General features: G+C 63.5%; 24 protein-coding genes. 20 read left to right on the top strand and 4 right to left on the bottom strand.

Annotated elements, in window-relative coordinates; all coding sequences use genetic code 11:
• Positions 1-4 precede the first annotated feature (4 nt).
• Entirely contained in the window at positions 5-1312 is a 1308-nt protein-coding gene (gene rpoD, locus H8S34_RS01270) for an RNA polymerase sigma factor RpoD (RefSeq protein ID WP_186962825.1), read from the top strand.
• 73 nt (positions 1313-1385) lie between these two features.
• Here rpoD and H8S34_RS01265 read toward each other — a convergent pair whose 3' ends face one another.
• Together H8S34_RS01265 and H8S34_RS01260 are read right to left on the bottom strand one after the other, a co-directional pair.
• Positions 1386-2069: a DUF2461 domain-containing protein gene (locus H8S34_RS01265; RefSeq protein ID WP_186962824.1), complete on the bottom strand. Its 684-nt coding sequence runs from the start codon at positions 2067-2069 to the stop codon at positions 1386-1388.
• 74 nt (positions 2070-2143) lie between these two features.
• Positions 2144-4045, bottom strand: coding sequence for a VanW family protein (locus H8S34_RS01260; RefSeq protein WP_186962823.1), 1902 nt, complete (start codon positions 4043-4045; stop codon positions 2144-2146).
• A gap of 364 nt (positions 4046-4409) precedes the next feature.
• Here H8S34_RS01260 and H8S34_RS01255 point away from each other — a divergent pair, with 364 nt between their 5' ends.
• Together H8S34_RS01255 and H8S34_RS01250 are read left to right on the top strand one after the other, a co-directional pair.
• Positions 4410-5540, top strand: a complete 1131-nt coding sequence (locus H8S34_RS01255) for a 5-bromo-4-chloroindolyl phosphate hydrolysis family protein (RefSeq protein WP_243207870.1) — start codon at positions 4410-4412, stop codon at positions 5538-5540.
• Positions 5541-5608: 68 nt separating this feature from the next.
• Complete coding sequence (locus tag H8S34_RS01250; RefSeq protein WP_186962822.1) at positions 5609-6379, top strand: peptidoglycan recognition protein family protein; 771 nt, start codon at positions 5609-5611, stop codon at positions 6377-6379.
• A gap of 58 nt (positions 6380-6437) precedes the next feature.
• Here H8S34_RS01250 and murC read toward each other — a convergent pair whose 3' ends face one another.
• Positions 6438-7811, bottom strand: a complete 1374-nt coding sequence (gene murC, locus H8S34_RS01245; RefSeq protein ID WP_101693554.1) for a UDP-N-acetylmuramate--L-alanine ligase — start codon at positions 7809-7811, stop codon at positions 6438-6440.
• Positions 7812-7958: 147 nt separating this feature from the next.
• Between murC and H8S34_RS15010 the strand changes: the two genes are divergently transcribed.
• From H8S34_RS15010 to H8S34_RS01160, 17 genes are all read left to right on the top strand, one after another.
• Positions 7959-9149: a CCA tRNA nucleotidyltransferase gene (locus H8S34_RS15010; protein ID WP_207724861.1), complete on the top strand. Its 1191-nt coding sequence runs from the start codon at positions 7959-7961 to the stop codon at positions 9147-9149.
• Positions 9143-9523 (top strand): prenylated flavin chaperone LpdD, encoded by a 381-nt coding sequence (gene lpdD, locus H8S34_RS01235; RefSeq protein WP_101693553.1) that lies wholly within the window; start codon positions 9143-9145, stop codon positions 9521-9523. Before H8S34_RS15010 ends, lpdD begins: the two co-directional genes overlap by 7 nt.
• Before the next feature lie 166 nt (positions 9524-9689).
• Positions 9690-11441, top strand: a complete 1752-nt coding sequence (locus H8S34_RS01230) for an aryl-sulfate sulfotransferase (protein ID WP_186962821.1) — start codon at positions 9690-9692, stop codon at positions 11439-11441.
• 120 nt (positions 11442-11561) lie between these two features.
• Positions 11562-11843, top strand: a complete 282-nt coding sequence (locus H8S34_RS01225) for a YabP/YqfC family sporulation protein (protein WP_101693551.1) — start codon at positions 11562-11564, stop codon at positions 11841-11843.
• A 10-nt stretch (positions 11844-11853) separates the two neighbouring features.
• Positions 11854-13104, top strand: a complete 1251-nt coding sequence (locus H8S34_RS01220; RefSeq protein WP_186962820.1) for a sporulation protein YqfD — start codon at positions 11854-11856, stop codon at positions 13102-13104.
• A complete protein-coding gene (locus H8S34_RS01215) occupies positions 13101-14075 on the top strand; it encodes a PhoH family protein (RefSeq protein WP_101693549.1) in 975 nt (324 codons plus the stop codon). Before H8S34_RS01220 ends, H8S34_RS01215 begins: the two co-directional genes overlap by 4 nt.
• Before the next feature lie 30 nt (positions 14076-14105).
• Positions 14106-14618 carry an rRNA maturation RNase YbeY gene (gene ybeY, locus H8S34_RS01210; RefSeq protein WP_101693548.1) on the top strand — a complete coding sequence of 171 codons (513 nt, stop codon included), beginning with the start codon at positions 14106-14108 and terminating at the stop codon, positions 14616-14618.
• On the top strand, positions 14605-15357 hold the full coding sequence (locus tag H8S34_RS01205; protein ID WP_186962819.1) for an XAC2610-related protein: 753 nt from the start codon (positions 14605-14607) through the stop codon (positions 15355-15357). The genes ybeY and H8S34_RS01205 overlap by 14 nt, the downstream gene beginning before the upstream one ends.
• 33 nt (positions 15358-15390) lie before the next feature.
• The gene (gene era / locus H8S34_RS01200; protein WP_101693546.1) at positions 15391-16287 is read left to right on the top strand and encodes a GTPase Era; all 897 of its coding nucleotides are present in this window, start codon (positions 15391-15393) and stop codon (positions 16285-16287) included.
• A 232-nt stretch (positions 16288-16519) separates the two neighbouring features.
• Positions 16520-17326 carry a DNA repair protein RecO gene (gene recO, locus H8S34_RS01195; protein ID WP_101693545.1) on the top strand — a complete coding sequence of 269 codons (807 nt, stop codon included), beginning with the start codon at positions 16520-16522 and terminating at the stop codon, positions 17324-17326.
• Complete coding sequence (locus tag H8S34_RS01190) at positions 17323-17814, top strand: nitroreductase family protein (RefSeq protein ID WP_186962818.1); 492 nt, start codon at positions 17323-17325, stop codon at positions 17812-17814. Before recO ends, H8S34_RS01190 begins: the two co-directional genes overlap by 4 nt.
• Positions 17815-17853: 39 nt before the next feature.
• On the top strand, positions 17854-20235 hold the full coding sequence (locus tag H8S34_RS01185) for an endonuclease MutS2 (RefSeq protein ID WP_101693543.1): 2382 nt from the start codon (positions 17854-17856) through the stop codon (positions 20233-20235).
• A 176-nt stretch (positions 20236-20411) separates the two neighbouring features.
• Positions 20412-20675 carry an HPr family phosphocarrier protein gene (locus tag H8S34_RS01180; RefSeq protein ID WP_101693542.1) on the top strand — a complete coding sequence of 88 codons (264 nt, stop codon included), beginning with the start codon at positions 20412-20414 and terminating at the stop codon, positions 20673-20675.
• A gap of 84 nt (positions 20676-20759) precedes the next feature.
• The gene (gene uvrC, locus H8S34_RS01175) at positions 20760-22619 is read left to right on the top strand and encodes an excinuclease ABC subunit UvrC (protein WP_186962817.1); all 1860 of its coding nucleotides are present in this window, start codon (positions 20760-20762) and stop codon (positions 22617-22619) included.
• Between the two features lie 6 nt (positions 22620-22625).
• Complete coding sequence (gene rsmD / locus H8S34_RS01170; protein ID WP_101693540.1) at positions 22626-23171, top strand: 16S rRNA (guanine(966)-N(2))-methyltransferase RsmD; 546 nt, start codon at positions 22626-22628, stop codon at positions 23169-23171.
• A 32-nt stretch (positions 23172-23203) separates the two neighbouring features.
• On the top strand, positions 23204-23701 hold the full coding sequence (gene coaD / locus H8S34_RS01165) for a pantetheine-phosphate adenylyltransferase (RefSeq protein WP_101693539.1): 498 nt from the start codon (positions 23204-23206) through the stop codon (positions 23699-23701).
• Complete coding sequence (locus H8S34_RS01160) at positions 23701-24174, top strand: hypothetical protein (protein WP_101693538.1); 474 nt, start codon at positions 23701-23703, stop codon at positions 24172-24174. Before coaD ends, H8S34_RS01160 begins: the two co-directional genes overlap by 1 nt.
• Positions 24175-24248: 74 nt before the next feature.
• On the opposite strand, the gene H8S34_RS01155 is transcribed toward H8S34_RS01160, so the two are convergent.
• Positions 24249-24884: a DUF1847 domain-containing protein gene (locus tag H8S34_RS01155; RefSeq protein ID WP_186962816.1), complete on the bottom strand. Its 636-nt coding sequence runs from the start codon at positions 24882-24884 to the stop codon at positions 24249-24251.
• Positions 24885-24922: the final 38 nt, after the last annotated feature.

Here is a 24922-nt window from a genome sequence, read left to right as displayed (position 1 = left end):
GCACATGAGTGAAAAGAAAGTAAACGCGGCCAAGGGTGCCAAGGGCCCCAGCGAGGCCCAGATCGAAGCCGGACGCCTGGAGATCATGAAGGTCGTGGAGGGTGTTCCCGGCGCGGAGAAGCTCAGCGAGCTCATCGAGCGGGGCAAGAAGAAGGGCAAGCTCTCGGCCAGCGAGCTGATGGACGTGCTGGAGAACATGAATCTGGAGAGCGACCAGATGGACAAGATCTACGATACCCTGGAAAACCTGGGTATCGACACCGCCGGTGAGGACTATCTCCCCGACCTGGGCGATGACATCGTCCCCTCCATCGACGATCTGGAGGACATCCCTGAGGAGGAGATCGTAGACCCCAACACTCTGGTGGACGCCTTCAACATCGACGACCCCGTGCGCATGTACCTCAAGGAGATCGGCAAGGTCAACCTCCTCTCCCCCGACGAGGAGATCCAGCTGGCCCAGGACATGGGCGCCGGTGACGCCGCTGAGGAGCAGTGGGCCGAGATTGAGAAGGCCCGCAAGAACGGGGAGGACTATCCCCTCACCGCCGAGGAGGAGGCCGCCATCAAGAAGGCCATCCGCCGGGGCAAGGCGGCCAAGCAGCGTCTGGCCGAGGCCAACCTCCGTCTGGTGGTCTCCATCGCCAAGCGCTATGTGGGCCGCGGCATGCTCTTCCTGGACCTGATCCAGGAGGGCAACCTGGGCCTCATCAAGGCCGTGGAGAAGTTTGACTACACCAAGGGCTACAAGTTCTCCACCTACGCCACCTGGTGGATCCGGCAGGCCATTACCCGCGCCATCGCCGACCAGGCCCGTACCATCCGCATCCCCGTCCACATGGTGGAAACCATCAACAAGGTCATCCGCGTCTCCCGTCAGCTCCTCCAGGAGCTGGGCCACGATCCCAGCCCCGAGGAGATCGCCGCCGAGATGTCCATGCCGGTGGACAAGGTGCGGGAGATCCTGAAGATCGCCCAGGAGCCGGTCTCTCTGGAGACCCCCATCGGCGAGGAGGAGGATTCCCACCTGGGCGACTTCATCCCCGACGAGGATGCTTCCGAGCCCTCCGAGGCCGCCAGCTTCACCCTGCTCAAGGAGCAGCTGGTGGATGTGCTCTCCACCCTGACCCCCAGGGAGGAGAAGGTCCTCAAGCTCCGCTTCGGCATCGAGGACGGCCGTACCCGCACCCTGGAGGAAGTGGGCAAGGAGTTCAACGTCACCCGTGAGCGTATCCGCCAGATCGAGGCCAAGGCCCTGCGGAAGCTCCGCCACCCCAGCCGCTCCAAGAAGCTCAAGGACTTTTTGAACTGATCCCACAGACGGATAAGAAATCAAAAAAGCAGCTCTCCCGGTTTGCGCCAGACGCACCGGGAGAGCTGCTTTCTTATCCCTCCCGCGGGTCCGGATCGCCGTCCAGGGAGGAGAAATAGGTGTAGAAGGGGAGCAGGAAGTCATATCCCTCCAGCAGAGTGTCCACCAGGTCGTGGGAGTAGAGAAGGTCGTCCAGCTTGTGATCGCACTCCAGCGCCAAACTCTTCTTGTTGTACCAGGGGGCGAGGAGGGGGGAGGGAGGGGCCCCCTTGGGACGCTTGTAGTCCACGCCGGTGAGCTGAAAGACCGCCTGCCGGTCCATGCTGCGGACCAGGCGCTCAAAGGGCGCGGGGTCCCGGTCCAGCCGGGCGCGGAACTTGGCCATGGTCAGCGGAGTGGCCGAGTAATACCCCAGACCGTAGGACCAGCCCTCCGGCTCCAGCTCAAACCAGAAGACCGGGCGGGTGGAGAAGGCGTCCTCGGTGGGACGCTCCATGGACCACCAGAGATGATCCTTATAGGGGCCTCTGCCGTGCAGGCGCCGAGCGTCCCGGTAGATACGGGAGACCTTGCAGCACAGGCCCGGGACCTGGTGCCGGGCCTGGAAGGCGTCATAGACCTCCTGGGCCAGGGCCTTCATGGGCTGGTAGAAGTGGGTCAGATACTCCTCTTTGTGGGCCTGAAACCAGGGGCGCTCATTGTTGAACCGGATGCCCCACATAAAGTCGATGGTGGCATCGGAAAAGCCTTGAAACATAGGGGAATCCCTCCTTAAAGTGATAAACAGGAGCGCGGGTCAGAGATGACCCGCGCTCCAGGTGGCGAAAAAACTCAGGTTCCGGTCTGGGCCTCCGGGGGAAGGACCGGCACATTGGGATCGGTGGATGCATTGGGTGCCGGTGTACTGCTGGGGGGTGCGGAGGTGGTGGGCGCCGGAGTCGGTGTCGACGTGGGCGCCGCAGTGGGAGCGGGGGTACTGGAGGGCGCCGGTGTGGGTGCCGGTGTGGGTGCCGGTGTCGCGGTGGGGGACGGCGTGGGCGCCGGTGTGGGCGTGACAGGCACCTCGGTCATCAGACCGGTGGAGGTGTCGATGCCCAGACGGGCCGCGTCAGCGGGGTTATAGAAGTAGACTGCGTTGCGCACATCAAAGCGGTCGTTGTGGATGACCGTGTCACTGATGACCTTGCCGTTGGCGTCCCGCAGGCGCTGATGGACCTCCACCACCTTGCCGGTGTAGGCGGTGCGGGTGGGGTCCTTCTGGGGCTTGGAGCCCTGGGGCACCGAGCTGTTGGGCTCGTAGACGGTCTTGGGGGCGGTGGTGCTCACCACCACCGAGTAGGGATCGCCGTAGATACCGGTGGTGTTGGTGCCGTAGATGGTGACGTTGCAGTACCGGGTGCCGCCGCTCTTGGTGAGAGAGGCCACGATCTTGATGGGGTAGTCGGTGTTGTTCTTGAACCGGAAGTCCAGGCTGTTGCTGTAGACCGTGGCATCCAGGCCGGAGGGGAGATACCCCACGTCGTACTTGTGCTTGTGGCGCTCCACGGTCTCCAGATTGGCCTTGAGGGTCGTATAATAGAGGGTGGAGGAGAGCTGGCACACGCCGCCGGCCCAGGTGTCCTGGGTGGTGCCGCTCACATAGGCGCCGGCCTTCTGATAGCCGCCGGCCTGGGAGTAGGGACCCACCGTAGCGTTGTAGGAGAAGGTCTCACCGGGGAGAAGAATGGTGCCGTTGACCCGCTGGCAGGCCAGATCCACATTGTGCCAGCGGGAGGAGCCGCCGGCGGTCTTGGTGGAGGACTTGCCCAGGACATCCTTGAAGAGATTGGCATTGAGCTTAGCGGTGGTGATGTTGGGCTCCTCCTTCTCCAGAGGCACGGAGCAGACCTCGCCCTCCGCGGTGTCGGCCAGGGCGGTACGGGCGGCGTCCGTGTCAAACCGGATGCCGGTGACCGAGGGGACGATCTCCTTGGTGTTCTTGTCCAGGTAGGCGTCGGCGGGCTCGGTGTAGACCTCCTGATAGATGGCCTCAAAGTCGGGCTCGGGGGGCTCTTCCGTCATCACGGGGACCTCGATGGGCACAGGGGCGGAGGTGCCGCCCTCGGACAGCAGGGTCTGGAACTCCCGCAGGAGCTGCTCCTCCAGGGCGTCCACGTCGATGGCCTGCCCGGTGGTGCCCTTGGTAAAGTCCAGCGTGTCGGCCGTTACGGTCCAGCTGGTCTCCACCATGGGGTTGGAGATATGCTCCTCCGCCTGAGTGATGGAGGCGGGGGTCTGGGAGAAGGAGAGCTGGACCTCCACCTCGCTGGACTGCCCTGCCAGGGCGGAGAGGAAGCGGAAGCCGCCGGCCGCCGCGCCGCCCTTTTGGTTGTCGTTCCAGGCCGCCTCTACCGCGCCGGAGATATCGGCGCTCAGGGCATCCCCGGAGACAGTAAAGGTGCTGCCGTTGCAGGTGAAGTCAGCGGAGAGGGACGAGAGCCGGGTGGGAAGCTCCGCCTCCAGCTTGGCCTGGGCCTCTTCCTGGGTCAGACTGCCCACCTGGACGCCGCTGATGCGGGTGTTGGGCAGCAGCTTCCCGCTGGTGGCGGCATAGGCGCACATACCGGCGTAGCCGGCACAGAGCAGCAAAAGGAAAATGAGTACACCGACCAGGACCTTGGGTGGTCGGCCGGATTTTCTGCGTCTGCCGCCCTCCGGGTCGGGCATGACGCGTTTGCCTTTCGAGTGTTCCATGGATATCAACTCCCAATATTGAGGTAACGAACTGGATACGCTCTCCATTATAGGTGTCCCTGCCCCAAAATGCAATTACAGAACGGTTACAGGGCTTATTCCTGCCGGTTTGCGCTCCATCTAAGCGTGTTGTATGAGTTTGAAGTACTTTTTAGACGTGCCAAAAGGGATTCGGTTCCCTGTGTGGGGCGGGTTTAAAAAAATTTAAATATATTTTTCATCGATTCTTTCAGAGTTCTGTGCTACAATCAGAGATAATAAGAGTGGAAAAACCATTGCCGAACAGGAGGGCCCGGATATGGCGGGTTATGGGAAGAAAGATACAAATAACAGTGAGATCGGATCCTGGATCCTGATCGTGCTTATGCTGGCGCTGTTTTGGCCGGTGGGTCTGTTTCTGCTGTTCCGGAAATTGACCGAGAACAACCGCCCGGCGAGCCATGGGCGTTCGGCCCCCACCGGACGGACCTATGTGCAGCCCGGTACCCAGGGCGTGCACCAGGAGGAGCGGCCGGTGGTACGCCGGCGGACGGAGGTGCGCCAGCCCGGCACCCAGGGGGTATCCACCGGAATGGGGGCAGCGCGGAAGGTCCAGCGCCGGGTCCCGGCAGAGCAGGAACACCTGCGCCTGAACCGGGGGAAGAGCATGATGATCGTCGGCGGCGTGATCGCGGGCGTCTTCGGTCTGGGCACTGCCAGCGCCATTTTGGAGATGGTGGAGAGCCTGTTCTGGGGCGGCAATCCCATCTGGTACCTGGAGGACGTATTCTTCCCCCTGGGCTTCTGCTGCGCCGGCTTCGTGGTGCTGGCCGTGGGGATGAGCAGGAACAAAAAGGCCCGCCGGTTCCGCAAGTATCTGGCGCTGATCGGGCATCAGACCTCGATTTGGGTGGAGACATTGGCGCAGGCCATGCCGGTGTCGGTGCATACGGCCTGCGATGATCTGCAGGAGATGCTGGATGAGGGCCTCTTGCCCACCGGCTATCTGGACATGAGCACCGGACGCCTCATCCTCAGCGACGAGGGAATTCAGGAGGAGAAGCCTGAGCCGAAGCCCGAACCCGCCCAGGGAGAGGACGACCGGACGCTGGCCCAGATCCGCGCGGTGAACGACGCCATTGAGGACGCCGCCATGAGCGAGAAGATCGACCGCATCGAGGAGATCACCCGCAAGATCTTTGAGTATCAGAAGAAGAACCCGGAAAAGGGCGGCCAGCTGCGCAGCTTCCTGAATTACTACCTTCCCACCACGCTGAAGATCCTCAACTCCTATGCCCAGCTGGAGGAGCAGGGCGTGGAGGGCGAGAACATCAGCGCCGCCAAGGTCCGCATCGAGGGGATGATGGATAAGGTGGTGGAGGGCTTTGAAAAGCAGCTGGATAAGCTCTTTGAGAACACGGCCATGGACATCACCACCGATGTGAAGGTGCTGGAGCAGATGCTGGAAAAGGACGGTCTCTCCCAGAAGGGGAGCGGCCTGACCCTGGGCGGCTGATCTCCCAAGGGGGCCGCAGGGTGTCCGAAAAGAGAGGCGGCGCATAGGATACTCCGGGAGGAGAGACCATGCAGCTGACCGAACACATTTTAACACGAAACGACTGCTATAAGGCGGGGCGCACCATCGTACCCAAGGGCATTATGGTCCATTCCACAGGGACGCCGCAGCCGGACGTGAATGTCTGGCTGCGGCTGTGGGACCAGCCGGGGGTGGATAAATGCGCCCACGCCTTTGTTCATGCCGACGGCGTGACCGAGACCCTGCCCTGGAACTGGCGGGGCTGGCACGCCGGGACGCCGCCCAACGGCGGCACGTCGGCCAACAACACCCACATCAGCTTTGAGATCCTGGAGCCCGCCGGGCACACCTACCAGGGAGGGACCATGGTGGGCTATGACGCGGAGAAGAATGCGGACTATTTCCGGCGGGTCTACGCCAACGCCGTGGAGCTGTGCGCCATGCTCTGCCGCAAATACGGCCTGGACCCCCTGCGGGACATCGTGGACCACCGGGAGGGCTACCAGGAGGATATGGCCAGCAACCACGCCGACGTGTCCCACTGGTTTCCCAGGCACGGCAAGAGCATGGATACCCTGCGGGCCGATGTGAAGGCCCTTCTGGAAGGAGAGGACGAGTTGACACAGGAGCAGTTTGACGCCATGTTTCAGACCGCCATGGCGGCCTACCGCAAGGAGCAGGCGGCTAAGCCGGTCAGTTCCTGGGCGGAGACGGACTGGGAGGCAGCGGTGCAGGCGGGGCTCTTTGACGGGACCCAGCCCTGCGCCCCCCTGACCCGGGAGCAGGCCGCCGTCGTATTCCAGCGCATGCAGAAATAACAGTGCGGGCATACCCGGGAAGAGGGGACTTTCCGGGTATGCCCGCTTTTTGACTGGATTACTGGTGCTTGACCAGAGCCTCTCCGGCGGTGTAGATGTCGCCGGCGCCCACGGTCAGGATGAGATCCCCCGGACGGGCGATCTCCCGCAGGAGAGCCGTGACCTCCTCCAGGGTGGCGCAGTAGCGGCTGCCCGGGATCTGCTCGGCCAGGTCCCGGGAGGAGATGCCCAGGGTGTCGGTCTCCCGGGCGGCGTAGATCTCGGCCAGGATGGCCAGATCAGGCTCCCGGAGCACCTGGACAAAGTCGGAGAAGAGGGCCTTGGTCCGGGTGTAGGTGTGGGGCTGGAAGGCGCAGATGATGCGCTCATAGCCCATGCCCTTCACGGCGGAGAAGAGAGCCTGGAGCTCTCCGGGATGGTGGGCATAGTCGTCGTAGACCTCCGCCCCGTGGAAGCTGCCCTTGTGCTCAAAGCGGCGGCCCGCGCCGTGGAAGGCGGCCAGACCCTCCTCCACCGCGGCGGGGGGGAAGTGCAGGGCGATGGCCGAAGCGGCGGCGGCCAGGGCGTTTTTCACATTGTGTACGCCGGGGACCTGGAGCTCCACATGGGCGAATTTCTCCCCGCGGCAGATCACGTCAAAGGCGGGCAGGCCGTTGACCCAGGTCAGACCGGCGGCGTGGACGTCGCCCTCCTCCAGACCGAAGGTGAGGATGGGACGCTCCTCCCCCTCCAGGGCGTGCATGGTGTTGGCATCGTCCCGGTTGGCGATGATGAGACCGCCCTCGGGCACCCGGTCGGCAAAGGCGCGGAAGGAGTGCTCCACGTCCTCCAGATCCTTGAAGAAGTCCAGGTGGTCGGCCTCGATGTTGAGGATCACCGCCACGGTGGGGAAGAAGGAGAGGAAGGAGTTGCAGTACTCGCAGCTCTCCAGAATGATGGTGTCCCCCTTGCCCACCCGGTGGCCAGCGCCCAGCAGGGGAAGGGTACCGCCGATCATGACGGTGGGGTCGGCAGCGGCGGCCATGGCGATGTGGGTGCACATGGAGGTAGTGGTGGTCTTGCCGTGGGTGCCCGAGATGCACAGGGCGTTGCGGTAGCCCCGCATGATGGAGCCCCAGGCCTGGGCCCGTTCAAAGACCGGGATGCCCAGACGGTGGGCCTCGGCGATCTCGGGGTTGGAGTCGTGGGCGGCGGCGGTGCGGATGATGAGATCGGCGCCGGCGACATTTTCGGCCCGGTGGCCGATGTCCACCCGGATGCCCAGGGAGCGCAGATGCTCCGTGGTGGCGCTCTCCCGCATATCGGAACCGGTGATGGTCATACCGGCCCCGTGGAGGACCTCCGCCAGAGGGGACATGGAAACGCCGCCGATGCCGACCAGATGGGCCCGCCGGCCGGGACGCAGATAATCATGGATGTCAGTTGCAGCCATGGGTTTACACACCCTTTCCAGAAGTTTATAATGACGATATGGTATCGTATTGCGCCCTGGGCGCAGAGGGAAAACAGATTTGGAACATATTATTATATACCGCAGTATAGTCCCCTTACAAGAGAAAAATACGGGAAATGGGGTGGTATGGTGAAAGAGCTGTACATACCGGACGGCGTGCGGAGGTGCCGGGACCGCCTGTGGGAGGCGGGGTGGCCCACCTATCCGGTGGGCGGATGTGTCCGGGATCTGCTCCTGGGACGGACGCCGGGCGACTTTGACCTGACCACGGCGGCACGGCCCGAGACCGTGATGGCCCTCTTTCCCCGCACTGTCCCCACGGGCATGCGCCACGGGACGGTCACCGTGCTCACCGGGGACGGGCCGGTGGAGATCACCACCTTCCGGCGGGAGAGCGGCTATACCGACGGGCGCCACCCGGGCGAGGTGCGCTTTGACGCCACGCTGGAGGAGGATTTGGCCCGGCGGGATTTTACCATCAATGCCATGGCTCTGGCCCCGGACGGAGGGGTGATCGACCCCTTCGGCGGACGGCAGGATCTGGAGCGGGAGCTTATCCGGTGCGTGGGAGAGCCGGAAAAGCGCTTTACCGAGGACGCCCTGCGGATGTTCCGGGGGGTGCGCTTTGCGGCCCAGCTGGGGTTTGAGCTCCAGACCGACACGGCGCGGGGCATCTGGCGGTGCGCGGCGCTGGCCGAAGTGCTCTCCCATGAGCGGGTGCGGGGAGAGCTGGAGAAAATCTTGTGCTCTCCCCGGCCGGGATGGGCCCGGATGCTCTTTGACACCGGGCTGATGCGGCGGTACGAGTGCATCCCCCGGGGGGCCTTCGTCACCCTGAGCCGTCTGCCCCGGACGCCGGAGGCCCGCTGGGCGGGCTTCTGCGCCGTGGTGGGAGAGGAGGGGCCCTCCCTGTTGGAGACGCTGCGCCTGGAGAGAAAGACCATCCGGGCCTGTGCCGACGGATTCCGGCTGTGGAAGGCGGGACTGCCCCAGACCGACGAGGCGTGGCGGCGTGCCCTGTGGGAGTATGGCGTCGACGGGGCCCGGGCCGGGGCCTGGATGGGCGACTGGGAGGGCCGTGAGAGCTCCCCTGCGCTGGAGCAGGTGCTCCGCCGGGGGGATTGCTGGAGCGTGAAGGACCTGGCCCTGTCCGGGCAGGACCTGGCGGCCCTTGGCTACCGGGGGAAGGACATCGGCGCGGCCCAGCGGCAGCTGCTGGACCACGTACTGGAAGACCCCTCTGCCAATACGCCGGAGCGGCTGCGGGCCTATCTGAGCGAGACATCCAAGACAATCGAGGAGGATACGACATGCTGACCTTGCATACCGAGGGGGAGGGGATCGCCCTGACCCTGACGGCCCAGAGCATGGGCCGGGACTGGAACGTGACCATCACCGGAGGGGAGGTTCCCCATCTGGGCGCGGCGGCGCTGGGCGCGCCCTACCGCCATCCGGACGGGAGCATCGGCTCCAGCGCGTCGGTGCTGGTCCTGCCCAGCCATAAGGAGGACGGCGTGGTGAAAAAGGCCGCCGAGCGGCTGGCCAAGCGGCTGGACTGCGCGGTCCTGGTGAGCGGCGGCATCCATGTGGACGGCATCACGCCGGAGCAGATCGGCGCGGTGGTCGCCCTGGTCGGCGCGGCTGTGGAGCGGCTGGCAGAGCAGATGGAGCAGGAAGCGAACAGAGCGTAAAAGGTGCCGCCCGGAGGTTCGGGCGGCACCTTTTTGGGCGGAGAGAGACGAAATAACCCAAAAAATTTACAGATTTGTACTTGATATCGGAAATGGATTCCGTATCATTGAAAGATAGAAATTTACCTCAGGTCCGGTGAGCGGACCGCCAAGGAGCGAGTGTACCATGACAAAAAAACGAGCGATCCTGCTGATTGGAGGAGGTATCCTGCTGGCTGCCGGTATTTTGCTGGGGTGTAAGCTGGCGGTGGATTCTTTTCTGGGCGCGGAGATGAGCAGCCGGGACAGCTGGGATATCGCGGTGGGAGAGCATATCTACACCAGTGAAGAGCGGGGGATCGAGGTCTATACGGCGCCCTGCGAGGCCAGCATCCCGGTGGTGCAGATGGTGCCCGAGGAGTATGAGCAGGAGGGCTTCACCTACTATGACGAGGCGGTACAGCAGCGTTTGGCCCAGCATCTGCTGGAACTCATCCAGCAGGAGGCGCATGGGATCGGGGAGCCGCTGGCGGTGCTCAATCCTTTCGGTACGGGCTCCAACGGACTGCTGCTGTGCTTTGACACCGGGGAGAAGACCCAGATCCGCTATACGGTCCATACCACCAGCGCGGATGATCCCGACTTTACCGCGACGGCCAAGAGCGGAAAGGAGGCCTACACGGACCGCCACTGCTTTTTGCTGATCGGTCTGGTCCCGGGGGAGACCAACCAGGTCACTCTGGAGGCGGTGGACGAGCGGGGGGAGGTACAGGAGTCGGCCACATTTACGGTGGCGATGCCGGACGCCCTCTCGGGCTATGATACCCGCCTGGACGCTACCGGCCAGGCGGAGGGAGAGGCCCTCTCCGACGGGCTCTTCTATGCCACGGGGATCGGAGATTATTACGGCTACACCTTCTTCTTTGACAATGAGGGGGTCCTGCGGTATGAGATGGTGCTGGAGGGCTATCACTCCGACCGCTTCCTGTGGGAGGAGCGGGGATTCTACACCTGTGTGGGCAGCCGGAAGATCGCCCTTCTCAATCCGCTGGGCCAGGCGGTGCGGGTCTATGATCTGGGACAGTATGAGCTCCACCACGACATCAACTGGGGGCCGGACGGGACCATCCTTGCCCTGGTCACCGACACAGAGCAGGAGACCACGATGGACGTGGTCATCGAGATCGATCTGGAGAGCGGCGCGGTGACCGAGCGGGTGGATTTTTCCGAGCTGATGGACTCCTACTGTCAGAGCACCCGGCCGATCAGCGCCACAGACCCCTTTTTCTGGCAGGCAGGGGAGCGGGACTGGCTGCACCTGAATTCCATCCAGTATCTGGAGGAGAGCGACAGCATCGTGGTCAGCTCCCGGGAGACCTCCACCATTCTACAGGTCACGGGCCTTCAGACCGAGCCGGTCCTCACCGCGCTCATCGGAGACCCGGATTTCTGGGCGGGCACAGAGTATGAGAGCCTGTGCTATCAGCCGGAGGGAGACTTTGTCTTTCAGTATGGGCAGCACGATGTGGAACGGGTGGAGGATGAGAGCCTGCCGGAGGGCGTGTACCTTCTGCGCATGTACAACAACAACTACTGGGGGCTGAGCACCCGGGACGGCTATGAGCCGGAGCTGGACGAGAGCGTCGGCACGTCCCTGACAGACGGAGCGGGCGTATCCTCCTACATCTACTACTACCGGGTGGACGAGACAAACCGGACCTTTGCTCTGGTGGAGTCCATCCCGCTGGTCTACTCCAGCATTGTGTCCAATGTCCAGGAGGTGGGGGAGCACTATGTGTTCAACAGCGGCGTGGCCCATACCTTTGGCGAGTGCGATAGGGAGGGAAATGTACTGCGCTCCTTCTCCTACCCGTGTATGATGAACGGATACCGGGTCATGAAAGACAGCTTCACCGGCTTCTGGTTTGAGGCGTCCTGAGTGAGCGGCAGAATACAGGGTGTGCGTCCGGAGAAGATCCGGATGCACACCCTTTTCGTTGGGACAGGCAATTCCGAGCGGGGCGGCGCATAAAGTAGTCGGGAACAGGAGGGCGTTGCCATGGCAGGGAAGCGAAAAAAGGAGAGCGTTCTGGAGCGGACCGCCCAGGTCTTTGATCTGCCCGGCGATCTGGTGGCGGGACTGCCCCGGATGGAGCTGATCGGGGACCGGGAGCTGCGGATGGAGAATCACCGGGGGATTCTGGCCTATGGGTCGGAGGAGATCCATATTTCCGGGGGAAAACTCATCCTGAAAGTGCGGGGCGAGGGGTTGGAGCTGCGTTCCATGAACGCCGGAGAGCTGCTCATCACCGGACAGATCCGGGCCGTGGAGCTGGATTAGGAGGAAGCGGATGAAAAAAGTGGTCAATTTCCTCCGGGGCAGCGTGGAGGTGGAGGCCCAGGGGGCCTTTCCGGAGCGGTTTCTCAACCTGTGTGCCCAGCGCGGAGTGTCCTTCTGGGGGGTGGAATGGGTGGAGAGCACCGCCGTGCGGCTCAAAGTGCCCCGGCAGGAGCGCGGCGACCTGGAGGACCTGGCGACCCGGTCCGGATGCACCCTCTCCGAGGTGGAGCGGGGCGGGCTGCCCACCTTTTTGGAGCGCTTCCGCAGGCGGTACGCCCTCTTGGCCGGACTGGCCCTGTCGCTGCTGGCGGTCCTCCTGATGACCCAGTTTGTGCTGGTGGTGGATGTCTCGGGCAATACCGAGGTGCCGTCGGCCACGATTTTGTCCACCCTGCGCCGTCAGGGGGTGCGCCCCGGGGCCTTTGGTCCGGCGCTGGAGATCAACTACATCGAGCAGCGGGCGCTGCTGGAGCTGGAAGGCATCTCGTGGATGTCCATCAACCTCCACGGGGCCCGGGCCGAGGTGCTGGTGCGGGAGCGGGTCAAGGCCCCAGAGCTGGTGGACGAGAGCGAGCACGGAGACATCATCGCCGAGACCGACGGCGTCATCACCCGCCTGGAGGTCCTCGCCGGAGAGACCGAGCGCAAGGTGGGGGAGCCGGTGGCCGCGGGGGACGTGCTCATCCAGGGAAATGTGCTGCTGGAGGGGCCCATGTACAGCGAACAGGACGTGGGCTGGCAGCAGGTCCGGGCCCAGGGACGGGTGGAGGCAAAGACCTGGCGCACCCTTCAGGCCACCATTCCCCTCACGGCCCAGGTCAAGGAGTACACCGGGCGGGAGACCGGACGCTGGTTTCTCACCATTCTGGGAAAACGCATCAATTTTTACCGAAAGAGTGGAATTTCCTTCCCACAGTATGATAAAATAAGCAGTACTTGGAATGCGGGGAGCGGAATGGATCTGGCTCTCCCTCTGAGCCTGGGCCGGGAGACCATGCGGGAATACACGCTCACCCCGGCAGAAGTGGACCTGGCTGCCGCCCAAGAGATGCTGGAGGCGCAGCTGGAGCGGGCTCTCACGGAACAGATCGAAGGAGGAAGCATCACGCGGACCGAGTATACCGCCGTTGTGACGGATGAGATGCTGACCGTCACCCTCCGGGCGGAGTGCACAGAAGAGATCGGACGGTTCGTACCCTTTGACGAGCCTGGATACCAGACCCGCCTGCCGGCGGGAAGAGGAGACGAAACAAATTCATGATCGAACACACCATCAACATCGAACGGATGGAGGAGGCCATCAATATTTTTGGCTCCTTCGATGAAAATATCAAACTGATCGAGCAGGAGCTGGGGGTAACGGTGCTCAACCGGGACTCCCAGCTCAAGGTGACCGGCGAGGCCGAGGCCGTCATGTATGGCGTGAAGGCCATCGAGGGCCTGCTCACCCTTTCGGCCAAGGGGGAGTCCATCAACGAGCAGAATGTGCGCTACATCATCAATCTGGTGCGGGCGGGCAATGAGGACAAGATCGGCACCCTGGCCAAGGACGTGCTCTGCGTCACCGCAAAGGGAAAGCCCATCAAGCCCAAGACCCTGGGCCAGAAGCGGTATGTGGAGGCCATCAAGAAGAATACCATCACCCTGGGCATCGGCCCGGCGGGCACCGGCAAGACCTATCTGGCGGTGGCCGCCGCGGTGGCCGCCTTCCGGGACAAGCAGGTCAACCGCATCATCCTGACCCGCCCGGCCGTGGAGGCGGGGGAGCGGCTGGGCTTCCTGCCCGGCGATCTTCAGTCCAAGGTGGACCCCTACCTGCGCCCGCTGTACGACGCCCTCTTCGACATGCTGGGGCCGGAGAACTATCAGAAATATGTGGAGCGGGGCAACATCGAGGTGGCCCCCCTGGCCTATATGCGCGGCCGGACCCTGGACGACTCCTTCATCATCCTGGACGAGGCCCAGAACACCAGCCGGGAGCAGATGAAGATGTTCCTGACCCGGTTGGGCTTCGGCTCCAAGATCGTCATCACCGGCGACATCACCCAGATCGACCTGCCCACCGACAAGGTCAGCGGTCTGAAGGAGGCCATGCGGGTGCTCAAGGGCGTGCAGGACATCGAGATCTGCAAGCTCAATGAGGGAGACGTGGTGCGCCATGTGATCGTACAGCGCATCATCAAGGCCTATGAAGAGGATGAAAACCGCCGCAACGCCCGGCGGGACAAGTAACGGAAAGCGCCGCACAAGGGGGAGAAGCAGATGGAACATCAGATCATCATTGAGACCGAGGTAGAGGGCGTCGAGGCCTTTGCCGACGCCCTGCGGGAGGTCATCCCGGCCGCACTGGAGGCGGAGGGAGTGGGGCTCCCCTGTGAGGTGGACGTGCTCTTCACCGACGACGAGGGCATCCACCAGATCAATCTGGAGCAGCGGGATGTGGACCGCGCCACCGACGTGCTCTCCTTTCCCATGTTTGAATTCACGCCGGGGGAGCCTCCCACGCCGGAGGACGAGGACCTGCTGGACCCGGGCAGCGAGGTGCTCCCCCTGGGAGACATGGTACTCTCGGTAGACCACATCAAGGCCCAGGCCGCGGAGTTCGGCCACAGTGAGCGAAGGGAGCTCTGCTATCTGGCGGTCCACTCGGTGCTTCACCTGCTGGGCTACGACCATCTGGACGAAGGCCCCCAGAAGAAGCAGATGCGGGAGCGGGAGGAGGCCATCCTGGGCGCGCTGGGTATCACCCGGGAGGAGGACCATGGCGCAGAATAAGTGGCCCCTGGCGCTGAGCGCCGCGGTACTGCTGACCGGCCTGTGCGCCTGCGCGGCCCCGGAGTCTGTACCCACGCCCACCCCGGAGGCCGCCGAGGATCCGGAGCAGGAAGCGGTGCGGTGGCTCTCCGACGAGAACCACCGGGCCTTCGCGGTAGGGGACTTCTGGGTCACCCTGAACCATATCGAGGAGGACAAGTCCCGCATCCAGGTGTGGGACCCCAACCACCTGTCCGCCCCCCTCCAGACCATGGAGCAGACGCTGGAGACCCCCTACTTTTTCGGCGTGAGCGAGGTGGCGGACGCCAATTTTGACGGATACCCGGACTTCGGATGTCTGTACTTTATGGGCAATCAGCCCACCTACTGGAACTACTGGCTCTGGGACCCGGAAGCGGGAGAATTTGTGGAGGAGCCCGCCCTGGCGGAGGTCTGCGCACCGGAGTTTGACGCAGCCGGGCAGGTGGTGCGCAGCTATACCCGGGGCGGCTATGCCGGGCTGGTGGGGACCCACGCCTTCTACCGCTGGGAGGAGGGCGAGCTGGTGTGCGTCCGCCGCACGGACAGCAGCGTCATCCCCGGCGCGACGGAGGAACAGGACCGGGTATTGCTGACCGTGGAGGACCGGATCGACGGGAAGCTCACCCCGGTGGTCCGGGCGGAGTACACCGTGGACAGCCGGGGGTGGTTCCCGGTGGAAGAGGCCTGGCAGGATCTCGCTTATCACGGAGAATCCTAACATAAATACGCTCAAGAAAGTTGAGGATAACCTATGGAAATCAAAAAATCGGGCATGATATCGATCGTGGGACGGCCCAACGTGGGCAAGTCCACTCTGACCAACGCCCTGGTGGGCGAGAAGATCGCCATTGTCACCAACAAGCCCCAGACCACCCGCAACCGCATCTGCGCCGTGGTCAACCGGAACGACTGCCAGTTCGTCTTTATGGATACCCCGGGCCTGCACAAGGCCCGCACCAAGCTGGGCGACTACATGGTGAAGGTGGTCAAGGACAGCGTGGCTGATGTGGACGCGGTGTGTCTCATCGTGGAGCCCATTCCCCACGTGGGTGGACCGGAGGAGGAGCTCATCGGGCGCATCAAGAGCCTGGGCGTCCCCTCGGTGCTCATCATCAACAAGATCGATACCGTGGAGAAGGAGGAGCTGCTGGCCGTCATGCAGACCTACGCTGCGGCCCATGAGTTCAACGCCATCCTGCCCATCTCCGCCAAAAACGGCGAGGGAGTGGAAGAGGTGCTGGACGTGCTCGCCCAGTTCCTGCCGGAGGGACCCCAGCTCTTCCCCGAGGACATGGTCACCGACCAGCCCGAGCGGCAGGTCTGCGCCGAGATCATCCGGGAGAAGCTCCTGCTGTGCCTGGACAAGGAGATCCCCCACGGCACCGCTGTGGAGCTCATCCGCTTTGCCGAGCGGGAGCGGGACGGCGTCATCGAGATCGACGCCACCATCTACTGTGAGAAGGACAGCCACAAGGGCATCATCATCGGCAAGGGGGGCGCCATGCTCAAGAAGATCTCCACTCTGGCCCGGCAGGACATCGAGCGCTTCATGGGCGCCAAGGTGTACCTCCAGACTTGGGTGAAGGTGAAGGAGAACTGGCGGGATAACCTGAATTTGATCCATAATTTTGGATATAAAGACGAGTGACCATAAAATTTACCGCTTATAAATCCACGCGTCCTCAGCCAAGCTAACCGTGAAAAGGGGGCTTGCGCCATGGACAGCGAGACCTTGTGGGAACTCTTCTGGGCCACCGGCCTGCCGGAGGCCGCCGCGCTGGCGGAGCATCTCCGGCACAGCGAGGAGGAGGCCCAAAACGATAAGACCGCCTGAGGCGGCGGGGGGACTTGTCCCCCTTACATAGAATGGGGAAAGGGACATGCTGCTCACCACACAGGGGATCATCCTGCGGGAGGTCAATTACAAGGAATCGGACAAGATCCTCACCGTACTCACCCGGAGCGGGGGGAAGGTGACGGTCAAGGCCAGGGGCTGCCGCCGGAAGGGGAGCCGCCTGGCCGCCTCCACCCAGCTGCTGGTCTACTCGGAGATGACCCTCTTCTCCTACCGGGACCACTATACCCTCAACGAGGCCGAGCCGCTGGAGCTCTTCTGGGGCGTGCGCTCCGACGTGGAGAAGGTGGCCCTGGGCTCCTACTTTGCCGAGGTGCTGGAGGCGGTGGTGGGGGAGGAGCAGCCCGATCCCGCCGTGCTCTCCCTCCTCCTCAACGCCCTCTACGCGCTGGACCGGCTGAACAAGCCCCTGCCGCTGGTCAAGGCGGCCTTTGAGCTCAAGCTCCTCTCCCTCATCGGGTATGAGCCGCTGCTGGACGCCTGTGCCGTCTGCGGCGTGCCCGAGCCGGAGGACGCCCGCTTTCAGCTGGTGGACGGGGTGCTGCTGTGTGCCCGCTGCCGCGGAGGCGGGGAGGGACTCTCCGTCCCGGTGAGCCCGGGGGTGCTGGCCGCCATGCGCCATGTGGTGTACGGCGACCCCAAGCGGCTCTTTTCCTTTGCACTGGGGGAGGAGGGGCTGCGGCAGCTGGGGCGTGTGAGCGAGCGGTTTCTGACCACGCAGCTGGACCGGGGCTTTCGCACCCTGGACTTTTATAAGAATCTGGCCTTTCCCATACCCGGGCTCAGCCCGGCGGCGGGGGGCAACGACCAACAGGAGAACCGATCAGTATGAACAGTATTTTTCAGCGGGTAAGCGTACGTAAATTTCAGGACAAGCCGGTGACCGACGCCCAGGTGGAGCAGCTCCTCCGGGCGGCCATGGCGGCTCCCTCCGCCACCAACCAGCAGCCCTGGGAGTTCTATGTGGTGCGGGACCGGGGGCTGCTGGAGCAGTTGTCCCAGTGTCATGCCTATTCCATGTGTGCCAAAAACGCACCCATGGCCATCGTGCCCTGTTACCGGAAGGACGCGACCCATCCGGAGTATGCCCAGATCGACCTGAGCGCCGCCACCGAAAACATCCTGCTGGAGGCGGTGGAGCTGGGCCTGGGCGCCGTCTGGCTGGGCATCGCCCCGGTTCCGGAGCGAATGGATAAGATGCGGGAGATCCTGAATCTGCCCGACCATCTGGAGGCCTTCGCCATCGTGCCTGTGGGCTATCCCGAGCGGGAGAAGGCCCAGCAGGACCGCTATGACCCGGCGCGGGTCCACTGCCTGTAAGGACGGGCGCCGGGAAACCGATTGGAGTATATCGAAACTATGACAGATCTATTTGAAAAATCCATACAGACGCTGGAGCTGCCCCGGGTGCTGGAGCGCCTGGCCGAGCAGGCGGTGACGGCCGAGGGTAAGGAGCGCTGCGCCGCCCTGCGTCCCCTCACCGACGCCGACGACGTGAAGCGGCGTCTGGCCGAGACCACGGCGGCGGTGGAGCTGATGACCCTGAGCGGGACGCCCTCCTTCTCCGGCGTGAAGCCGGTGGGAGCTTCCCTACAGCGGGCCAATATGGGGGGCGCCCTCAACACCCGGGAGCTGCTGGACATCGCGGCCGTCCTGCGTGCCGCCCGCAGCGCCAAGGAGTACGCCGACGGCCGGGCGGGCGGGGAGAAGCGGACCTGCATCGACCACCTCTTCGCCTCCCTGACCCCCAACCGCTATCTGGAGGAGAAGATCACCGGCTCCATCGTGGGAGAGGATGAGATCGCCGACTCGGCCAGTCCCGAGCTGGCCTCCATCCGCCGCCACATCCGTTCCACCGCCAGCAAGGTGCGGGACATCCTCAACAAGCTCATCTCCTCCAACCAGGCCAAGTACCTTCAGGAGGCCATCATCACCCAGCGCAACGACCGCTATGTGGTGCCCGTAAAGTCGGAGCACAAGAACGAGGTCCCCGGACTGGTCCACGACGTGTCCTCCTCGGGCTCCACCTTCTTCATTGAGCCCATGGGCGTGGTCAAGGCCAACAACGAGCTCCGGGAGCTCCAGGCCCGGGAGGAAAAGGAGATCGAGCGCATCCTGGCCGAGCTCTCCGCCGAGTGCGCCTCCTACCGGGAGGACATCGCCCAGAACTACGACCTGCTCATCCTGCTGGATGTGATCTTTGCCCGGGCCAAGCTCTCCTACCGGATGAAGGGGTCCGAGCCCAGGATCGTCTCCCGGGGGATCTACCTCCGCCGGGCCCGCCATCCCCTGCTGGACCCCAACAAGGCGGTGCCCAACGATCTGATGCTGGGGGAGGAGTTTGACACCCTGGTTATCACCGGCCCCAACACCGGCGGTAAGACGGTCACCCTCAAGACCATTGGCCTCCTGGTCCTCATGGCCCAGTGCGGCCTCCACATCCCTGTGGACGGGGACAGCCACATCCAGGTGTTCTCCCGGGTGCTGGCCGACGTGGGAGACGAGCAGTCCATTGCCCAGAGCCTGTCCACTTTCTCCTCCCACATGGTGAACATTGTGGGCATTCTGGAGGCGGCCGACGACGAGACCCTCATCCTCTTCGATGAGCTGGGAGCGGGCACCGACCCCATCGAGGGCGCGGCCCTGGCCGCCGCCATCATCGAGAGCGCCCGGGAACTGGGGGCCCTGGTGGCGGCCACCACCCACTATGCCGAGCTCAAGGTGTACGCCATGACCACCAAGGGGGTGGAGAACGCCTCCTGCGAGTTCAATGTGGACTCTCTGGCCCCCACCTACCGGCTGCTCATCGGCATCCCCGGCAAGTCCAACGCCTTTGCCATCTCGGAGCGGCTGGGCCTGCCCAAGCACATCATCCAGAAGGCCGCCGACCGGCTGGACGCGGAGAATGTCCGCTTTGAGGACGTCCTCACCCAGCTGGACGAGCAGCGCCAGCAGATGGAACAGGAGAAGGAGAACGCCGCCAAGCTCCGCCGGGAGATGGAGAACTCCGCCAAGGTGGCCCGGGAGTACCGGGAGAAGCTGGAGCAGGAGCGGGCCAAGGCGGTGGAGAAGGCCCAGGCCGAGGCCCGGCGCATCCTGGAGGAGGCCCGGGAGACCGCCGACCAGGTCTTCCAGGAGCTCAACGACATGCGAAAGCGCCAGCGCAAGGAGGAGGACTGGCAGCGGGTCAATGAGGCCCGCTCCGGCCTGAAGCACCGGCTGAACGAGGCCGAGGACAAGCTGGGCCGCCGGAAGGAGACCCCCGCGCCGCCCCCCACCCGGCCTGCCAAGGCCGGCGACACGGTGGAGCTGGTCAAAATGGGCACCCAGGCCACCGTCCTGAGCGTCAACAAGGACGGATCCCTCCAGCTCCAGGCCGGCATCCTGAAGATCACCGCCAAGCAGAGCGAGGTCCGGGTGGTGGAGGGCGAGAGCCAGACCAAGAAGGAGGCCCAGAAGGTCATCCGCCGGGCCGAGCACAAGCTGCGCAGCCTGGGCGCCTCGCCCGAGGTGGACCTGCGGGGCATGATGACCGACGAGGCCGTGGGCGCGCTGGACATCTTCCTGGACAACGCCGTCATGGGCCGCCTGACCGAGGTGGTGGTCATCCACGGCAAGGGCACCGGCGCGGTGCGCAAGGCGGTACGGGAGCACCTCAAGCGCAGCCGCTATGTAAAGTCCTTCCGGCCCGGCCGCTACGGCGAGGGCGAGGACGGCGTCACCGTGGTGGAGCTGAAGTAACCGACGGATATCGGAAGGAACGTCCGCCTGTGACAAACAGATGACTCTTTTCCATGCCTGCGTGGAAAGGAGCGACATGGTTCGCTGGAATTTGTGTAAAATGTCATTGACGGGTTGGGACAAATTTGCTATTCTATATTACAGAGTATGCAAGTGCATATGGGGAGGAAACGCTTATGTATATGAAAGAGGCAGTGGTGAACAACCAGGTCGGTCTGCATGCGCGTCCGGCGACGTTTTTCATCCAGAAGGCCAATGAGTTCAAGAGCTCCATCTGGGTCGAGAAGGAGGAGCGCCGGGTGAACGCTAAGAGTCTGCTGGGTGTGCTCTCCCTTGGTATCGTGAAGGGCACCTCCATCAACCTGATCGCGGACGGCCCCGATGAAAAGGAAGCTGTGGAGGCTCTCATCGAGCTGATCAGCTCCAATTTCTCCGAGTAATCTTTATGCGCACAAGAAAAAAGCGCCGCTGACCGCGGCGCTTTTTTTCAACCGTTTTCCTGGGATGTCCTCCAGAGGTGGAATATGACCTTTGACGAACTGAAAGAAAAAGCCCACAGCCTGCCCCTCCAGCCCGGCGTGTACATCATGCAGGACGCCAAAAACACGGTCATCTACGTGGGGAAGGCCAAGGCCCTGAAAAATCGGGTCAGCCAGTACTTTGCCAATCTGGCCTCCCACACGGAAAAGACCCGGGCCATGGTCAGCCAGATCGACCATTTCGACGTCATCGTGGCCGACTCGGAGTTTGAGGCCCTGGTGCTGGAAAACGCCCTCATCAAGCGGCACCAGCCCCACTATAACATCCTGCTCAAGGATGGAAAGGGCTATCCCTATGTTCGGCTCTCGGTTCAGGACGCCTATCCCCGCTTTTCCCTGGTGGGCAAGGTGGCGGAGGACGGGGCGCGGTATTTCGGGCCCTTTGCCAGCCGGGGGAATACCCAGGCCATCCTGGACGCCATCTGCGCCGCCCTGCACCTGCCCACCTGTGCACGGGTCTTCCCCCGGGACATCGGAAAGGGCCGTCCCTGCCTCAATTACCACATGGGACGGTGCGACGGCTACTGCCGGAAGGACATGGACCAGTCCCGCTATGGGGAGGCCATCGAACAGGCGGTGCGCCTTCTGGAGGGAAAGTTCCAGGAGGTGGGGGAGGAAATCCGCGCCGAGATGGAGCGGGCCGCCGAGGAGCTGCGCTTTGAGCGGGCCGCCCAGCTGCGGGACCGTTACCGGGCCATCGAGCTGCTGGGAAAGCGGCAGAAGGTGGTGGCGGGCAGTCTGGCCGACACCGACGTGGTGGGTTTTCACCGGGGAGAGGCCAAGAGCTGCTTTGTGGTCCTCCACTATGTGGACGGGGAGCTGGCCGCCAAGGACTGGGACCTGCTGGAGACCCCCATGGAGGAGGACGAGGGGGATGTGATCTCCGCGCTGGTGCGGGGCTTCTACGGGGGCCGGGGGGACCTGCCCCGGCAGATCCTGCTGCCCTGTGAGCTGGAGGACGAGGTGCCCATCACCCGGATGCTCTCCGAGCAGGCCGGCCGGCGGGTGCATCTCATCACGCCCCAGCGGGGGGCCAAGATGGATCTCATCCGCCTGGCCACCAAGAACGCCGTGGAGGAGGTGGCCCGGGCCACCTCCCGGGAGGAGCGCCAGAGCAAGCGCATGGAGCTGCTGGGAAAGCTCCTGGATCTGCCCGAGCCTCCGCACCGTATCGAGGCCTACGACATCTCCAACACCGGCAGCGACGACATCGTGGCCTCCATGACGGTCTTTGTGGACGGAAAGCCCCGCAAGCGGGATTACCGCCACTTCAAGCTCCGGGACATGGACGGACCGGACGACTACGCCTCCATGGAGCAGGTGCTGACCCGGCGCTTCCGGCGCTATCTGGACGGGGATGAGAAGTTTGACCAGAAGCCCGACCTCCTCTTCATCGACGGCGGGACCACCCACGCCCGGGTGGCGGCCGGGGTGCTGGAGCGGATGGAGCTCTCCATTCCGGTGTACGGCATGGTGAAGGACGACCGCCACCGGACCCGTGCCCTGGTCACTCCGGCCGGGGAGGAGATCGGTATTCAGGGCAATCCCGCCCTCTTCTCCCTGGTGGGACAGATCCAGGAGGAGACCCACCGCTTTGCCATCGAATTCAACCGCCTCCAGCGGAAGGGGCGGGTCCGGGGCTCCGAGCTGGACCAGATCCCGGGCGTAGGGGAGAAGCGGCGCAGTGAGCTGCTGCGCCACTTCAAGAGCATCAAAAACATCCGGGCCGCCACAGTGGAGGAGCTGGAAAACGTAGTGCCCAGAAATGCGGCCCAGGCGGTCTATGCGCACTTCCACCCACGGCAGGAGCCGGAGGGGCAGACCCATCAACCAGGAAAGGAATGAAGCGATATGCGCGTGATATCGGGAGAGGCCCGGGGACGTCGGCTCAAGGAGCTGAGCGGCATGGAGACCCGGCCCACCACCGACAAGGTGAAAGAATCCATTTTCAATATTGTACAGTTTGACATCGAGGGGCGCAAGGTGCTGGACCTGTTCGGCGGAACGGGCCAGCTGGGCATCGAGGCCCTGTCCCGGGGAGCGGCGGAGTGTACCTTTGTGGACCTGCGCCGGGAGGCGGCCGCCCTCATCCGGGAGAACCTGAAGGCTACCCGTCTGGAGGAGCGGGGCAAGGTGGTCCAGGGGGATTCCCTGTCCTTCCTGCTCACCTGCCGGCAGAAATACGACCTGATTTTCCTGGACCCGCCCTATGCTTCCGGCCTGCTGGAAAAGGCCCTGGAACAGATCGCTGCAATTGACATCCTTTCGGAACATGGTATAATGGTCTGCGAAAGTGCGGCCGAACAGGCCCTTCCCGCTCTGGCTGAGCCCTATCAGAAGGGCAGGGAGTACCGTTACGGCAAAATCAAGATCACCCTGTACCGGCGCGGACTGTAACGGACGTCCGCGGGGGAGGAGAGAGTTATCCCTTGAAGACTGCGATTTATCCTGGAAGCTTTGACCCCATTACGCTGGGCCATCTGAATATCATCAAGCGGGCGGCGGTGTGCTTTGACAAGCTGATCGTCTGCGTGATGGTGAATTCCGACAAACTCCACACGGGCCTCTTCACCCCGCCCGAGCGGGCGGAGCTCATCCGCAAAGTGGTGTACAAGCTGCCCAATGTGGAGGTGGACTGGTCCACGACCCTCCTGGCGGAGTACGCCAGGGAGCGGAAGGCCTGCACCCTGGTGAAGGGCCTGCGGGCGGTATCGGACTATGAGAACGAGCTGCAAATGGCTCTGCTCAACCGAAAGCTCAATCCCAGACTGGATACCATGCTGATGCCGTCCAGCGCGAAATACACCTATATCAGCTCCAGTGTGGTGAAGGAAATGGCCCGCTACGGGGCCGACCTCTCGGACTTCGTGCCCAGGGAGATCATCGACGATGTGAACGAACGAATGAGACAGAGGAGGGGAGAGTAATGGCCAGCGGTGTGGAAGAACTGATGGACCTGCTCTATCAACTGATCGACGAGGCCAAGGGCGTGCCCCTGAGCAGTGACAAGTGCATCATCGAGCGGGACAAGGCGCTGGACCTTCTGGATGAGATCCGGGGCCAATTCCCCATGGAGCTGAGCGAGGCCAAGAAGCTGATCGCCAGCCGGAACGACTATATCGCCTCCGCCAAGCGGGAGGCCGACCTTATCAAGCGCCAGGCCGAGGACCGGGCCAAGCAGATCCTGGCCGAGGATGAGCTGACCGCCCAGGCCAAGCAGCGGGGCAACGAGATGCTCCGCCAGGCCGAGGAGCGCAGCCGGGAGCTGCGTCAGGCCGCCAACGCCTACTGTGAGGACGCCCTGCGCCGCACGGAAGAGGCAGTGGCCGAGGCCTATGACGAGATCAAGAAGTCCCGTGCCCGGTTCCGCAGCGCCGCCTCCAGCATGGGCAATAAATAAATGCAAAGAAACGCTCCCCCTTCCGGGTTGTTCGGAAGAGGGAGCGTTTTTTGTTTTTTGGCCGGGGGAGAGGATCAGTCCTCCCGGGGCGGATAGAGCTTTTTGCGGTAATAGCCCTGGGCCTGGTAGATGGGGGCCAGGGGATTGTGTCCGGTGACCCGGTCCTTGACGGCGAGGACCGAGGCGGGACCCTCCAGGTATTTCAGGATCAGAGTGTCATGCCCCACGCACAGACCCAGCAGCAGGTTGAAGTCGGTGCGGGCCTCGTTGAGGACCAGTGCCTGCGCAATGGGATTGCACATGACCTCGTCCGCACAGCCCCGGACGGTCTCCTGGTCACTCAGGCCCAGATCCCGCTTGGGGTGACAGCCGTTTTTACAGATGGCGGAGCAGACCTCAAAGCCGTGGTACTCCAGGATCTTGGTCAGCTCGTGGGCCTCCCGCCACAGCCCGGTGCAGAAGGCCAGACCGATCTTGTGACAGCCCATCTTCTTCAAAAAGAGGATGGTTTCCTCCACCCGGGTAAGGCGGCCATACCCCTCCGCCTCCACCTGGGCAGCCGTGCGGGCCAGCCTCTGGTTTTCCTCCTCCGCCAGAAGGGACATGGCCTGCTCCTGGAGCGGGGCGGCACAGCTGGGGCAGTCCACAGGCGGGTGCTCCAAAACGCCCCCCGCGCAGGAGTGGGGGGCACAGTTGGCACAGTGACTCATCCGATTTCCTCCTTCCAGTCCTGTATACGCAGGATGGG

Source organism: Pseudoflavonifractor hominis (assembly GCF_014288125.1).
GTDB classification, from domain to species: domain Bacteria; phylum Bacillota; class Clostridia; order Oscillospirales; family Oscillospiraceae; genus Pseudoflavonifractor_A; species Pseudoflavonifractor_A gallinarum.
The sequence above is the reverse complement of the archived record's forward strand: the minus strand, read 5'-3'. Positions and strand labels throughout refer to the sequence as shown.